The sequence below is a fragment of the Flavobacterium limnophilum genome (genome assembly GCF_027111315.2).
Taxonomy (GTDB): Bacteria; Bacteroidota; Bacteroidia; order Flavobacteriales; family Flavobacteriaceae; genus Flavobacterium; species Flavobacterium limnophilum.
In genome coordinates this window covers 4196377-4210320 of record NZ_CP114289.2, presented here as the reverse complement: position 1 = coordinate 4210320, position 13944 = coordinate 4196377, and the positions used below count along the sequence as shown (strand labels likewise).

The following is a 13944-nucleotide window of genomic DNA, read 5'->3' as shown; positions in this document are numbered from 1 at the left end:
TTTTTATTCTACATTTGTAGAGTTAATTCTAAAAACATGGAGCAAATGTCATTATCCAATTCAGAAGAACAATTAATGGAACACCTATGGAAACTAGAAAAAGCTTTTATGAAAGACTTACTCGAAGCTTTTCCAGAACCAAAACCAGCAACCACGACCGTGGCCACTTTATTGAAAAGAATGATTGATAAAAAGTTTGTGGCTTACAACGAATTTGGGAACTCAAGGGAGTATTATCCATTGGTTAAAAAAACCGATTATTTCTCGAAACACGTAAACGGATTAATTAGCAATTTCTTCAACAATTCGGCTTCCCAATTTGCTTCTTTCTTTACCAAAGAGACCAACCTCTCGGCATCGGAACTGGAAGAACTCAAGAAAATAATTGACAGTGAAATTCAAAAAAAGAAAAAATGATTGACTTCCTTTATAAATCATCCCTAAGTTTATTTCTTCTTTTAATTTTTTACCACTTGGTATTGGAAAAAGAAAAAATGCATCAGTTTAACAGGTTTTACTTGCTGTTCAGTCTTGTCTTTTCATTGGCAATTCCTTTCATGACTATTGAAATAGTTACAGAGACCATTGCACCGGTACAGCAAACCCATGATTATGTGATTCAAGACAGTTCGAATAAAATAATTTTAGAGCAATCCATCGATTACAAATCGATAATCCTTTGGATTCTTTATGGTTTGGTTGCTTCAATACTATTGTTTCGGTACATTGGAAACATTTTGAAAATAATATCCAATATTAAGTCGAACCCAGTTGTTGTGTACAAAAACGCTAAATTAGTTTTATTAGAGGAACAAGTCCCTCCACATACGTTTCTAAACTACATCTTCCTCAATAAAGGAGATTATCAAAACCGAAAAATAAATGAAGAATTATACACGCATGAATTGATACACGTAAACGAAAAACACACTTTGGACATATTGCTGGTCGAAGCCTTGAAAACAGTACTTTGGTTCAATCCCATTTTTATTTTTTACAAAAAAGCAATTCAACTCAATCATGAATTCCTGGCTGATGAAAAAGTGGTGACCATCTACAACAATATTCCATTCTATCAAAATCTTTTGCTTGCTTATGCAAACACAAACCCAACATTCGGATTAACCAGTAATTTAAACTATTCCATAACTAAAAAAAGATTCATTATGATGACAAAAACCGTTTCCAAAACAAGAATACTGCTTTCTAAAATCGTTCTTTTACCCTTATTCTCAGGACTTATTTTCTTTATTTGCACAGAAAGTGTTGCACAAGTTAAAACAGCAACAAACTCTAATGACAAGAATAATCAAATTGCCGAAAATACTGATTCAGTGAACTTTAATGCTTCTGTAAAAACTGCAGTTGGTTTCTTTTGCATACCAGGAACTTATCCTCTACATGAAGTTGATGTCAAACCGGAATTTCCAGAAGGAATTGATAAGTTAAACAATTCTATCGCTGAGAATTTTATAATTCCAAAAGATTGTTTGGAAGTTAAACTTCATATTGGTTTTGTCGTGGAAACTGATGGCTCGCTGTCTAATTTTAGTCCTATAAACGACAACTGTCCGGGTTCTAGTGATGAAGCAATTCGAGTATTAAAAAATTTACCTAAATGGAAACCAGGAACAAAAGACGGAAAAGCAGTCAGAACATCCTATGATCTTCCAATAACAATTTTAGCTAACAAATAATAATTAGCTTCAATAAAAATTATAATAGAGGCAGTCAAAAGTTTTAGACTGCCTCTATTATTTAAAACAAAATCCGCTTCTCTCGAAGCGGATCTTATCAAAAAAAAAAACTAAAATTAAAAAGGCCTTAACTAAAAACCTTATCAGGATTATACCCCAAATAAGGCACAATTTGTTCCTTGAAAACAACTCCATATTCTTCCAATTCTTTCAAAATGGGCAAATACACTTCTTCTTTAATGGGAAGTTGCACTCCGGGAGTTTTTATCTTTCCGTTCAGGATTAACAAGGTTGCCATTGCCACTGGCAAGCCAACGGTTTTCGCCATTGCGGTATAGGTTTGGTCTTCGCCAATGCAAACCATTTTGGAATCTATTTGTTCTTTTTTGCCATTCAATTCGTAGCCAAATTTGTGATACATCACAATCATGTCTTTGTCTTTGGGCTGCAATGTCCAGCTATCGGTCAGGATTTTTTCTAGAATTTGAGCTGGTGTGGCGTCTTTCAAACCCACTTTTTTGTTGGGATTGAACAAATCCAATTCCAGCAACTTGTCCCACATAATGTCGTCTTGGTCAATTTTTAAAATCAAACGCATCTTGATTTCGACAGAATCCGTTGGATGATACGGCAAGAAAGAATTCACGAATTGACGGTAGCTCATATTTTCGGAATCTTCCATTATGTAACTGTCATCAGTCATTCCGAGTTGAACGAACACATTCCAAGCTTTGGAAAAACCGACTTTTCGAATAGTTCCCCGGTACAAAGTCAACACATCATCCAAACCGTAAACATCGAGATATTTCAGGGAATCTCTATTGGAATAAGCCTCAAATCGACCGTAACCTTCCACTTCCAGAAATTCGGTTCTGCGGAATAGATTCCAATACGGAATGTATTTATAAGTTCCTTCCTGAATGAATTTTGCCGCACCACCTTGACCGGCCAGCACCACGTTTCGAGGTGCCCAAGTAAACTTGTAATTCCACAAATTCGTGTCAGATTCCGGCGCGACAAGACCGCCGCAGAAGGATTCGAACAAAAGCATTTTTCCTCCTTTGGCCTTGATTTCGTGAATGACTTTCATCGCGCTCATATGGTCAATCCCGGGATCAAGACCCACTTCATTCATAAAAATCAAATTGTTTTCCTTGGCTGCGGCATCCAATTCCTGCATGTCATCGCTAACGTAGGAGGCTGTCACCAAATGTTTTTTATGGGCAATACAATCCTTGGCCACTTCAATATGAAGATGTGCCGGCAACATCGAAATCACGATATCCGCTTTTTGGACAAATTCCTTTCTTTGATTTTTGTCAAAAATATCCAATGCGATTGCGGTTGCATTGGGATGATTGTTGGTTTTCTTTTGAGCCGAAGCCAATGACAAATCCCCAATAATAAGGTGCAACTTTTCCTCATCGGATTTGTTTAAAAGATATTGAATCAAGGACGAAGCCGATCTTCCCGCCCCGATGATAAGAATGGTTCTCATAACTGTGATTGTTAAGACAAACGTAAGTTAATCAATAAGTACCCAACTTAACAAAAAAGTTGACGCGAATTTCACGAATTTGCACAAATTCAGGATTCGATAGAATTTCACAAAAAACAATACCAACAGAAAGTATCGTTAAAATTGATTTTGTTTGACGGGAAAGCGATATTTTTGCAATCAAAATTTACACGAAATGGACAAAAAAATAATTTCCACGGGAGCAATTTTCGGAATGCTGGCCATCATTTTAGGAGCTTTTGGAGCGCACGCTCTTAAAAAAGTTTTATCTCTCGAACAGCTTACTACTTTTGAAACCGGAGTGAAATACCAAATGTATCACGCGCTATTTTTATTGTTTGTTGGCTTGGCTTCAATTTCTCAAAAAGCTAAGAAAACAATCTATTATTTAGTTGTTATTGGAATAATCTTCTTTTCAGGTTCCATCTATTTATTGGCCACAAACAGTCTTTTTATTCCTTTTGATTTTAAAACAATTGGGTTCATCACTCCTATTGGCGGATTATTATTGATTTCGTCTTGGGGCGTATTATTGGCAAACCTTCTTAAAAAAATACCTCAACAATAATTTTCTCCTCACCCCAGCCATCTCCAGAGGAGAGGGAGCCGAAAACTGGATTAATGTAATAAAACAAAAGAGCTATTCATTTCGAACAGCTCTTTTTTTATTTATGCGAAGAATTGAAATTTACTTTTTAGCAGCATCAATTCGTTTTTGAAAATCTTCCCAATTGTAAAAATGAAAAGTCATTCCGTTGCTCATTGCCACAAACATTCCTTTTTGAAATGCTCCACCAAGATTGATTGCCGTAACATCAGCTCCATCACATTCTATCGTGGAAGTTGGAATTTCGGCTAACAACGGATATTCATTGGCATTGCCATTCGCTCCTTCTCTTGGATAAACCATAAAAGTATTCGCTTGCTGATTGGATACCAAAATATAACCGGTTGTTGCCGTGGTTTTGTAAATAGCAATTCCCTCGTTATCGGCTTTGAAATCATTTTGACCAAAAAGAGCTAGTTCCGAATTGTCATTTAAAGCGGGATCGGCTTTATATTTTCTGATTCCGAATTGTTCGTCACAATAATAAACAACTCCCAATTCATTATCCACGGCGATGGCTTCGATTTCTTTTTTGCCACTATATTTTCCAAATTTTCGAACCACATTCGCTCCCACTTTTCCATTGCCTGCATCGGTCAATTGGTATTGCCATAAATAAGTTTCGGAAGGACCGCTTTTTCTGCCGACGATGGCAAAAATGGCATTATCAGTACTGCGAGTGTATAAAGCAATTCCCATTGGGTCACGTTCTAATTTCCCATCAAAAACGGAAATTCCTCCATTGTCAATTGGTTTTAAATCAGGCAAACTGAAAATTCTGATGCTGTTATTTTCACGTTCTGTAGTTACGGCAACATCCACTTTTTTGCCATCAATTATTAAACCATAAGCGATATCCACATTATTTGGTCGTTTCAACACTTCAGATTTTGAAATGATTTTTCCATTCAAATCAAAAGCATACAACCCACCATCGGTATCTTTGTCGGTACCGATAATAATGCTTTTTGTGGCATCGGCAGGATTAATCCAGATAGCTGGATCGTCGGTATCGTGCGGTAATACTTGGGTTACTATGACTGGTTTGACAGCGTCTTTGCGAATGGGAGCCAGCTTATTGCTGCAGGAAATTAAGGAAACTATTCCGAATGCAACTACTATTTTATTTATGTTTTTCATTTTTGTTTTTTTCTATTTGAGTCGTAAATAAAACTTTGCCATCTCCATCAACCACTTGTGCAAGCAATCTTGAATTTGTAATGGAAAAGGTCATAAATCCTGGTTTTTCGGCAAAAAACGATGTTCCTTCTCTTTCGCCGCTGGGACGGACAGTACAAGCTGCCCCAGACAGAAACTGAGTTGTATAATGCCCTTTCGGTTTTATAATCTGTAAATCGTGTTCGTGTCCGCAGAAATAAGCATCTACCTTTTGATTATCAAAAATCTCGGCAAACTTTTTTTCGAAACTTATGGTTTCAGAACTGGTTTTTCGCTTTCCTCCGCTATACAAAGGATGGTGTCCTACTACAATTTTCCAAGTCACCTTTTTGTCTGTTGTGACTAATTCTTTGAGCAGCCACTTTTTTTGAGCTGTGGTATCCTGTGCTTTGATTGCCTCGCTCATACCCGAATCCGCATCGTAATATTTATCTATAAACGGCGAAGTATCCATAAACAAAACTAAAACTTTATTGCCGTCTTCTAAATTAAACTCCTTTTTAAAATAAGATGAAGGCATGTGCCAACGGCGACTTTTAGCGGAATAATCGATTTGCGCCTGAACATTTCCTCTATAATCATGATTTCCCAAAGCTACATACCAATCGTTCTGCAGACTATAATCGGTATAAACATTTTCAAAAGAAGCGACCCACGAATGATCCGTGGTGCTTTGTACTCCATTTGGATAAAAATTATCTCCCACACTAATCACGAATTCAGAACCAATTGTAGCGGCTGCTTTTCCCATTTGCACAGCCACTTCCTTTTGATAAAATTGACCATAACGCCCAAAATCCCCCATCAATAAAAAATTCAAACTGTTGTCTATTTTCTGCAGTTCTGGAATATAGCCTTCTGTATAGCCCGACAATTCTCTTTTTTCTGCTTGTTGTGCAAACGATAATTGAAAAACCAATACTGATAAAAAAAAGTAAATTATTTGTTTCATTTTGTATTTACTATAAAAAAAGGGAACAGGAGATTACATCCTGTTGCCTTTATAATTATTTAAAAGATTCTTTTAAAAATCAAACTTCAATCCCAAATTGTATCGAGCTTGATAGTATTCTACTTGTTTAGTATGCGATTCAACACCTTGATAATAACGCAACGGTTGATTGGTCAAGTTATTGGCTTCAGCAAAAACTCGGATATTCTTTGTTATTTTATAAGCTGCATTGGCATCCACAAAAAACTGTTTGTCGTAATAGCTGTCGTTGTATTCTTCTGACCCCAATTCGTCTAAATAATCCGAAGTGAAATTAGTGGAAACTCTAGCCGAAAAACGTTTGTTTTCCCAAGACAACGAACCGTTGAACATGTGTGGAGCCGTTCCTGGAAGGCTGATGTTTTTTCTCTCGTTTCCGTCTTCATCGGCGATTCCTTTGGCTTCGGATTTGGTAAAAGTATAATTTAAATAAACTCCGAATCCTTTCAAGAATTTATTTTCGAAGAAATCCAACTGACGTTGAAAAGCGACTTCAAAACCATACACATCAACGGTATCCCCGTTTTTCGGCTGAACAAATGTCCAATTTTCTCCCACTGGGATTGGATTGTCCTGCGTTGGAAAATCAGCGGCAAATTTTTCTGTTGTATAATTGCTGTCGCTGTAATTATAAATGAAATCGTGCAGTTTTTTATAGAAAACACCTCCAGAAATCAAACCAACCGACTTGAAATAATTCTCGGCCATGAAATCATAGTTATACGAATAAGTGGCGTCAAGGTCTGGATTTCCAGCCATGATTTCCATATCCGAGGCAATGTTGTTTACATAAGGTGCCAGTGCATAGTAATTCGGTCTAGCCAAGGCGGTAGTCGCCGCAGCTCTTAAAATCAAATCTTTGGTAGCGTTGTATTGAACCGTAAGACTTGGCAAAACATTGGTATAAGTGTTGGTTGTATTGATTTCGCCTTCCAATTCTTCTTCGTCCAAAACGCGGTTTCCGGTGTAATCAATGTGGGTATTTTCGACACGGAAACCTACCACCATCGACCATTTGTCGTTAAAATCCTGATCCCATCTTAGGTAGGCCGCATAAATATTTTCTTTGGCGTTATAATTTACCGCCAAAAACTCTGAAGGATCCGATTCCTTATCGAATAAAGAAGCATTATTCAAATCAAGATTTCCTAAAAAGTTGGCCGAAGCAAAAGTTCCTGGCACAAATTGACTTCCCGGATTGAAATCTTTACCGTCAAAATAATTGGCTGGAATCTGGGACAATAAATTCATGTCGGCGTTGATTGGTTCATAAGCAAAGAAATTATTGTTTCTTGATTTTTCTTTCATTCGAAGACGAAGACCCGTTCTGATTCTTCCTTTTTCTGCCGGAATAATGGTGAAAGGAATTCGAATATTTACTTTGGCTCCAAATTCACTTTCTTCTGTATCATTAGTATTTTCAGTAACAGAATTAAACTTGAATTTATTTAATGCTTCACCCGTGGTTGTTACCAAAGGGAATCTGGTATCCGACAAATCTTGCGTCATGTCCAAGCCTTTTTGACGGTATTCGATATAACGTTCGCCCGGACGGTATTCTCTTGCAGTAGAATAATTGGTTGACCAATCCAAGTCTAATTTGGAACTGATTAAATGTTCTCCACGAAGCGAATAATTTTGCACTCGTTGATCTTCGAGTCTTCTGCTTTTGTTCCTATCGTTATCGATACCTCCCTTGGTTTGACGTTTTACACGACCTTCAAAACCAACTATTTTTTCATCATCAACAGCGTCATAAACAGCTTCGATATCGTCGTAAGTAGTCCTGAAACGGTTTTCTCTATCGTCTCTCCAATTGTAAATAGCATTGGCAAAAAGGGTATTGTTTTCGTTGAATTTATAATCCAATGCCAACGAAGCACTTCTGCGAATACGTTGCACATCGTATTTTCTAATTTCAGATTTCTGAATAAATTCGTTTCCAAAATCATCCTTTACCCATTCGTTTTCCACATTGTCCGAACCGTAATCCACATTATTGTAGGAACCACTCAATACAGCTCCGAATTTGTCGCTGAAAAAACGATTTCCATACACCAAACCGGCTGTGTAAGACGCTTTATCCCTTATAGGCAAATAACCTCCTCCAATAGTTGCCGAGATTCTTTCGCCGTTTGGAGTTGGACGAGTAACCAAATTTACCGATCCACCAATGGCATCTGCATCCATATCAGGAGTTAATGTTTTGCTTACTTCGATGGTCGAAATCATGTCCGACGGAATCAAATCCATTTGTACATTTCGGTTGTCACCTTCGGCAGACGGAATTCTGTCGCCGTTCAAAGTAACCGAATTTAATGACGGAGCCAAACCCCTGATAATGATATTTCTGGCCTCGCCTTGGTCATTTTGCATCGTAACACCGGGAACCCTTTTCAAGGCATCTCCAATATTGGCATCTGGAAAACGCCCCACTTGGTCAGAAGAAATTACGTTACCAATGTTCTTGTTGTGTTTTTGTTGGCTTAGCGCTTTGGCTTGTCCTTTTAAAATATCACCTATCACCACTTCTTTCAATTCAGTACCCGAAGCCACTAATTCAAAATTGCAAACGGCATTGGCACCCTCTTTTACCGTCAAATCTCCTTTTGCAGCAGCGTACCCCATATATTTCACCTGAACCGTATAAGAATCTGCAAGAATATTAAGAAATTCATATCGCCCATTTTGATCGGAAATGGTGTATTTGTTCATTCCAACAATTTCGACCATTGCACCTGGCAAAGGCATTTTGTCCTCAGCGTCCAATACTTTTCCAGAGATAACTCCTTTTTGCGCATAACCAACTAGTGCAAGAAAAAAGAACATCACGATTAAATAATTTTTCTTCATTGTTTTTTGTTTAAATAATTTTGATGCAAAACTAGAAACCAAACATTAATTTAAACCCTGAAAAAAATTAAGCTATCGTTATGAATCTTGCTAAAGAAAAAAGCATTGGTTACATTAAAACAACATTGAACCAAAAGAAAAACCGACAATCAAATATATATCAGCCGTTTATACCAATATCCGTTTTTTGGCGTTAAATTTGCAATCATCAATCATCAAATCAAAATCAATCATGTTAAAACAATTCTTTATTCTCTGTTCCGGAGCCGACAAATCCTTGCTGGAAGGTTGCTCCGAAGGCGAACAAACCAAATATGTGGGTATTGGCGCCACTGTTTTCTTTACCGCCGTCATGGCTTTCATTGCCAGTTCTTATGCCCTTTTCACGGTTTTTGACAACCCTTTTATTGCTATGGGATTTGGAGTCGTTTGGGGATTGCTTATTTTCAATTTGGATCGGTTCATCGTTTCCACCATTCGAAAAAGAGACAAATTCAAAAGTGAATTCTTGCAGGCCAGTCCGCGAATTATTTTGGCTGTAATCATTGCCATCGTGATTTCGAAACCTTTGGAAATCAAGATTTTTGAAAAGGAAATCAACACCATTTTGTTGAAGGAAAAAAACGCAATGGCTTTGACCAATAAAAAGGAAGTTGCCAATTATTTCAAATCGGATGTGGAGAAGAATAAAGCCGAAACCGACAATCTGAAAGCGGAAATTGCGAAGAAAGAAAAAGAAGTAAATGCTCTTTACGAAACTTATATTACCGAAGCCGAAGGAACAAAAGGCACAATGAAACTGGGAAAGGGCCCGGTTTTCAAGGAGAAAATTGCCAAGCACAATTTGGCTTCCGCGGAACTGGATTCCATTAGAAAAACCAATTTGGCCAAAATTGCCGTCAACGACAAAAAAGCCATAACGCTACAAGCCGATTTAGACAAAAAAGTAACCGAAACACAACCCATAATAGAGGGTTTTGATGGTTTGATGGCGCGAATAAACGCCCTGAACAAACTACCCTTGATTCCTTCCTTGTTTATAATGTTGTTGTTTTTGGCTATCGAAACTTCGCCGATCATCGCCAAATTATTGTCCCCAAAAGGCGAATACGATTATAAATTGGAGGATTTGGAAACGGCTTTGAAAGCCACTTTGACACAAGACAAATACCAGCGCGATTTATTGGTGAGAACCAGCGCATCAATGCACGACAAAGTCTATGACGATATTGCCCAAGACAAGAAACTCTATGATTTGCAACGCCAAAAGGCCACCGAATTATTGGAACTTCAAGCCCATAATTTCGTGGAAAAACAGAAGAAAACGATGTGATTTAAAACAACAAAAAAGGCAATGTGAAATTCCATCCATTGCCTTTTTTATTTAATAACATTAAAAAACTAAGTGAAAATGATTTGGGTTCTGTCTCCATCACATAATTCATAAAATTCTCCAATTGTGATAATGTCTTTAACTTCATCCGATAAATCAGCTTTGGTCAATTTAAACATGTCAACTGCCAGTTTACATGCATAAATATTTCCGCGACCTGCCGTAATCATTTCTAAAAACTCGTCAACAGGAGGCATTCCCAATTCATCCATTTGTTTTCTCATCATGCCGGAAACTGCAGCTTCCACTCCGGGAAGCCCCCCAAGCATTGTTGGAAAAGGCAATCCTCCGGGCATTTTCATCGCGGGATTACCAGTTGTTGCTGTATGGAGATGATTCATTGACTTTTTGGTAATTCCTTCAAGACCAAAGAACGTGAAAAACAGATTGGTTTCGATACCTTCCATTACGGCTCCATTTGCCATAACTAGCGAAGCATATACGTCTTCTAAATTTCCTTTAGCGCAAATAATGCAAACTTTCTCTAAAGGTTTTTTTTCTTTTGTTTCCATTTTAAAAACTTTAAATTAAATACAACTTTTTGGTCTAGGGATTCCAGCCATTTTACTTGAAATTTTTAATGGTCCTTTCGGAAACAAATCATATAATTGCTTGATATCGACTATGCCGCTTTTTCCAACACCTCTTATGGTTAAAGCTACTTCTTTTCTTTGTTGGTCCTGCAAATAAGCCAACACTTCAAAATGTTTGTCCGTCACTTCATTTATCCCCTCTTCTTTTCCAATTTCTATGGCAATTTCTTTATTCCATTGGGACAAATCTGTTAAATAACCATTATTGTCAACGCTAACAGTTTTCCCTGCATATACTTTTTCCATCTTTTTATTATTTTATATTAAACTTTATTTTAGTCAAAATTCTTTCCTGATTTGCTCATTTTTGCCGTTACAAACGGTAATTTTCTTGCCGGCAACAGCATATTCCAATAAATCCATCTAAAGGCCAATTTACCCCAATGGTTCAATCGAGACTCCGTAAGCAAATTCAACGGTCCAATTCCGGCGAAGGGAAATTTTCCTTTAACGGGTTCATAATCGTAATTGAAATCTATCAATAGTGCTTTCCCGTGACCTGTTTCGATAAAACAATTGGCATGACCGTCAAAATCAGGTTCTAATTCCTTGCCATCGATATATTTCAAAATATTTTCAGTTAAAATTTCTGCCTGAAAGTGCGCAACAGAACCCGCTTTTGAAGCTGGAACATTAGTGCAATCGCCCAAAGCAAAAATATTTTCCTTTATGGTAGTCTGTAAGGTGTTTTTATTGGTAGGCACATAGTTTAGGTCATCGCCAAAACCAGATCGTGCCATCAAGTCGTCACCCATATTTGTCGGTATGGTCACCAATAAATCAAACGGGACTTCATCTCCTCCATAATCCACAATTACACCTTTCTCGCCATCAATGTGTTCTACAGCAAAATCTGGCACAATTTTGATATTTTTATCATGCAATAAATACGTCAATGCCGTAGTACATTTTTCTTTGGTAAAAGCCCCGGAAAGTGGCGTAACATAAGTGATGTCGACTTTTTCGCGCATCCCTTTTTTAATAAAGAATGAATCGGCAAGAAAGGCAAATTCTAATGGGGCAACAGGACATTTGATGGGCATTTCCGTGATATGAACCACTAATTTTCCGCCTTCCCAATCTCTTAATTTGTCTCTCAATGCCAATGCTCCTTCGAAGGTGTAAAAGTCAAAAATGGTTTTGTACCAATAATCCCCCAACATTCCTTCGACTTCTCCTGGAGCCGTTTTGGTTCCCGTGGCCAGTATCAAAATATCGTATTTTAATTTTTCTCCACCTTCTAATACAACCGTATCAGAGTCTTTGTCGATTACATCAATTTTTTTTCGAAATAATTTTACTCCTTTGGGAATAAATTCATCGATGGATTTTTTAACGTCTTCTGGCTTATAAGTGTCAAAAGGCAAAAACAGAAATCCCGGCTGGTAATAATGTGTTTTATGTTGATCTACAATCGTGATTTCCCAATCTGATTTATTTAATTTTTTCGTTAGGTGACTTGCCATCATTGTTCCGGCTGTTCCAGCACCAAGTATTACTAAGTTTTTCATATTATTATAAATTATACTGTCTTAATTCTTGGTTAAAATTACGAGTCAATTACCATAAATTATGTAACAATTGTTGCATAAAAAGAATAAAAAAGGACTTATAATTTATTTGTTGGCCTTGTTAAACTTATAGGAAATCCCAACCATCACCATATCGGTTGTCATGTCATAAGCCACATAAGATGCTGGTATGGCACCATTAGGATTTGAAGGCGAAACCGCCATTGGGTTCAGTATTTGCCCAAAAGTTTTTCCGTCACTTGCTCCGTGGTGATAAACTGCATCCAAAGAAATATTTTTGCCTGCCAAATAACTAAAACCAAATTGAAAAGCATTTGCGATAATGGCTGTTGCTGGAATATTAAAAAATGCAACATCATAGCTTATTGGATTTGAACTATATGTATATCCAAGTCTTAAAGGGAATTTTTCGATTCCTTTGTATTGAATTCCTGCTGAAAAAATTGAAATATTGTCCCATCCAAAACCTTTTACGGATGCTGTAGGAGTCCATCCTGTTTCAGAAAATCCGTCTGTGTTTTCATAATCCACCATTCTATAATCTAAAGCGATATCAAAATCACTTTTGGAATATCCCAATCCAAATGAAAGAATGGCTGGATAATCCATATCGAATTCACTTGTATCTGTAGAATTATCCAAATATGTGTTTTTGAATTCAAATTTGCTCATGTCTTGGGTTGTTTTATAAGAAACCCCAGCTTTAAATCCAGTTTTTGAATCGAAAAACAAACCAAATTGTGCCCCAAAACCAGTAGTCGAAGCCCTGTTGGTAGATGGATAACCCGCTGCCGATGGATTTGCTGTTGGGTTTGGCATTAATTCTAAAGTTCCATAATTATAGGTAGGTTCAACGCCCACGGAAAGTTTATCGGTTATTTCATAAGCCCATGTTAATCCTACCTGCAATAACATATAATCTGATTCTACACGGCCAAAACCACCCGCTTGTTGAGGATAATTTACAGGATTAGAATTTAATGCAGGGTTAAAACTGGAACTCAATGGATTATTTGCTTCTTCTGGAAATGTCACTCCAAATCCACTAATACCAAAAGCAGAAACTCCAAAAGTGTGTTTACTTCCTTCTTTGCCCCAAACCATTGCTAGTGCAGGCATTGGCGAAACACCTCTATCGTCTTTAGTAACACCCGAAACTGCAGGAGAACCTGGCTCCATCATTCCTGCTGGCAAGCTTGAACTCAATTCAGGGGAGGAAAAAAATAGCCCTAAATCAAACTTGATGATTTTCTCGTCAAAAGCCGAAATAGATGCCGGATTCCATTGCAATGCGCCCGATATATCAAGAGGTTGCGCCGTAGATGCACCTCCCATTGACATATTAATAGCGCCAACGCCTTGCATAATATGACCTGCTTGTGAAAAAGAAAAGGTTGAAAAGATTAAAAAACCAACTTGTAAAATAATTTTTTTCATGATCGTGAAGTGTTTATGAATACTTTAAATTAATTAGAGATTTTTTTATTTAGCCAAATAATTACTTCCTGTTTTGCCAAAACTTGATGTGTTGATTTGACAGACTAAATCTACTTCCAAAAAAAATCTTTTGTGTAACAATT

General features: G+C 37.2%; 12 protein-coding genes. 4 read left to right on the top strand and 8 right to left on the bottom strand.

Annotation, left to right across the window (positions count from 1 at the left end; translation table 11 throughout):
• Positions 1-45 precede the first annotated feature (45 nt).
• Entirely contained in the window at positions 46-417 is a 372-nt protein-coding gene (locus tag OZP13_RS17535; RefSeq protein WP_281298044.1) for a BlaI/MecI/CopY family transcriptional regulator, read from the top strand.
• Positions 414-1697 (top strand): M56 family metallopeptidase, encoded by a 1284-nt coding sequence (locus OZP13_RS17530; RefSeq protein WP_281298043.1) that lies wholly within the window; start codon positions 414-416, stop codon positions 1695-1697. Before OZP13_RS17535 ends, OZP13_RS17530 begins: the two co-directional genes overlap by 4 nt.
• Before the next feature lie 127 nt (positions 1698-1824).
• Here the strand turns inward: OZP13_RS17530 and OZP13_RS17525 are convergent, their stop codons facing one another.
• Positions 1825-3195 (bottom strand): saccharopine dehydrogenase family protein, encoded by a 1371-nt coding sequence (locus tag OZP13_RS17525; protein ID WP_281298042.1) that lies wholly within the window; start codon positions 3193-3195, stop codon positions 1825-1827.
• A 196-nt stretch (positions 3196-3391) separates the two neighbouring features.
• Between OZP13_RS17525 and OZP13_RS17520 the strand changes: the two genes are divergently transcribed.
• Entirely contained in the window at positions 3392-3784 is a 393-nt protein-coding gene (locus OZP13_RS17520) for a DUF423 domain-containing protein (protein ID WP_269241397.1), read from the top strand.
• Between the two features lie 120 nt (positions 3785-3904).
• Here the strand turns inward: OZP13_RS17520 and OZP13_RS17515 are convergent, their stop codons facing one another.
• The 3 genes from OZP13_RS17515 to OZP13_RS17505 all read right to left on the bottom strand — a co-directional run bounded on the left by OZP13_RS17515 (position 3905) and on the right by OZP13_RS17505 (position 8846).
• Positions 3905-4963: a phytase gene (locus OZP13_RS17515; protein WP_281298041.1), complete on the bottom strand. Its 1059-nt coding sequence runs from the start codon at positions 4961-4963 to the stop codon at positions 3905-3907.
• On the bottom strand, positions 4947-5954 hold the full coding sequence (locus OZP13_RS17510; protein ID WP_281298040.1) for a metallophosphoesterase: 1008 nt from the start codon (positions 5952-5954) through the stop codon (positions 4947-4949). The genes OZP13_RS17515 and OZP13_RS17510 overlap by 17 nt, the downstream gene beginning before the upstream one ends.
• Positions 5955-6026: 72 nt before the next feature.
• The gene (locus tag OZP13_RS17505) at positions 6027-8846 is read right to left on the bottom strand and encodes a TonB-dependent receptor (RefSeq protein WP_281298039.1); all 2820 of its coding nucleotides are present in this window, start codon (positions 8844-8846) and stop codon (positions 6027-6029) included.
• 232 nt (positions 8847-9078) lie between these two features.
• Here OZP13_RS17505 and OZP13_RS17500 point away from each other — a divergent pair, with 232 nt between their 5' ends.
• Entirely contained in the window at positions 9079-10179 is a 1101-nt protein-coding gene (locus tag OZP13_RS17500; RefSeq protein WP_281298038.1) for a DUF4407 domain-containing protein, read from the top strand.
• A 68-nt stretch (positions 10180-10247) separates the two neighbouring features.
• Here OZP13_RS17500 and OZP13_RS17495 read toward each other — a convergent pair whose 3' ends face one another.
• The 4 genes from OZP13_RS17495 to OZP13_RS17480 all read right to left on the bottom strand — a co-directional run bounded on the left by OZP13_RS17495 (position 10248) and on the right by OZP13_RS17480 (position 13801).
• A complete protein-coding gene (locus OZP13_RS17495; protein ID WP_281298037.1) occupies positions 10248-10751 on the bottom strand; it encodes a DsrE/DsrF/DrsH-like family protein in 504 nt (167 codons plus the stop codon).
• Between the two features lie 15 nt (positions 10752-10766).
• The gene (locus OZP13_RS17490) at positions 10767-11078 is read right to left on the bottom strand and encodes a TusE/DsrC/DsvC family sulfur relay protein (protein WP_281298036.1); all 312 of its coding nucleotides are present in this window, start codon (positions 11076-11078) and stop codon (positions 10767-10769) included.
• 29 nt (positions 11079-11107) lie between these two features.
• Positions 11108-12343, bottom strand: a complete 1236-nt coding sequence (gene sqr / locus OZP13_RS17485; protein WP_281298035.1) for a type III sulfide quinone reductase, selenoprotein subtype — start codon at positions 12341-12343, stop codon at positions 11108-11110.
• 105 nt (positions 12344-12448) lie between these two features.
• Positions 12449-13801, bottom strand: coding sequence for an OmpP1/FadL family transporter (locus OZP13_RS17480; protein WP_281298034.1), 1353 nt, complete (start codon positions 13799-13801; stop codon positions 12449-12451).
• Positions 13802-13944: the final 143 nt, after the last annotated feature.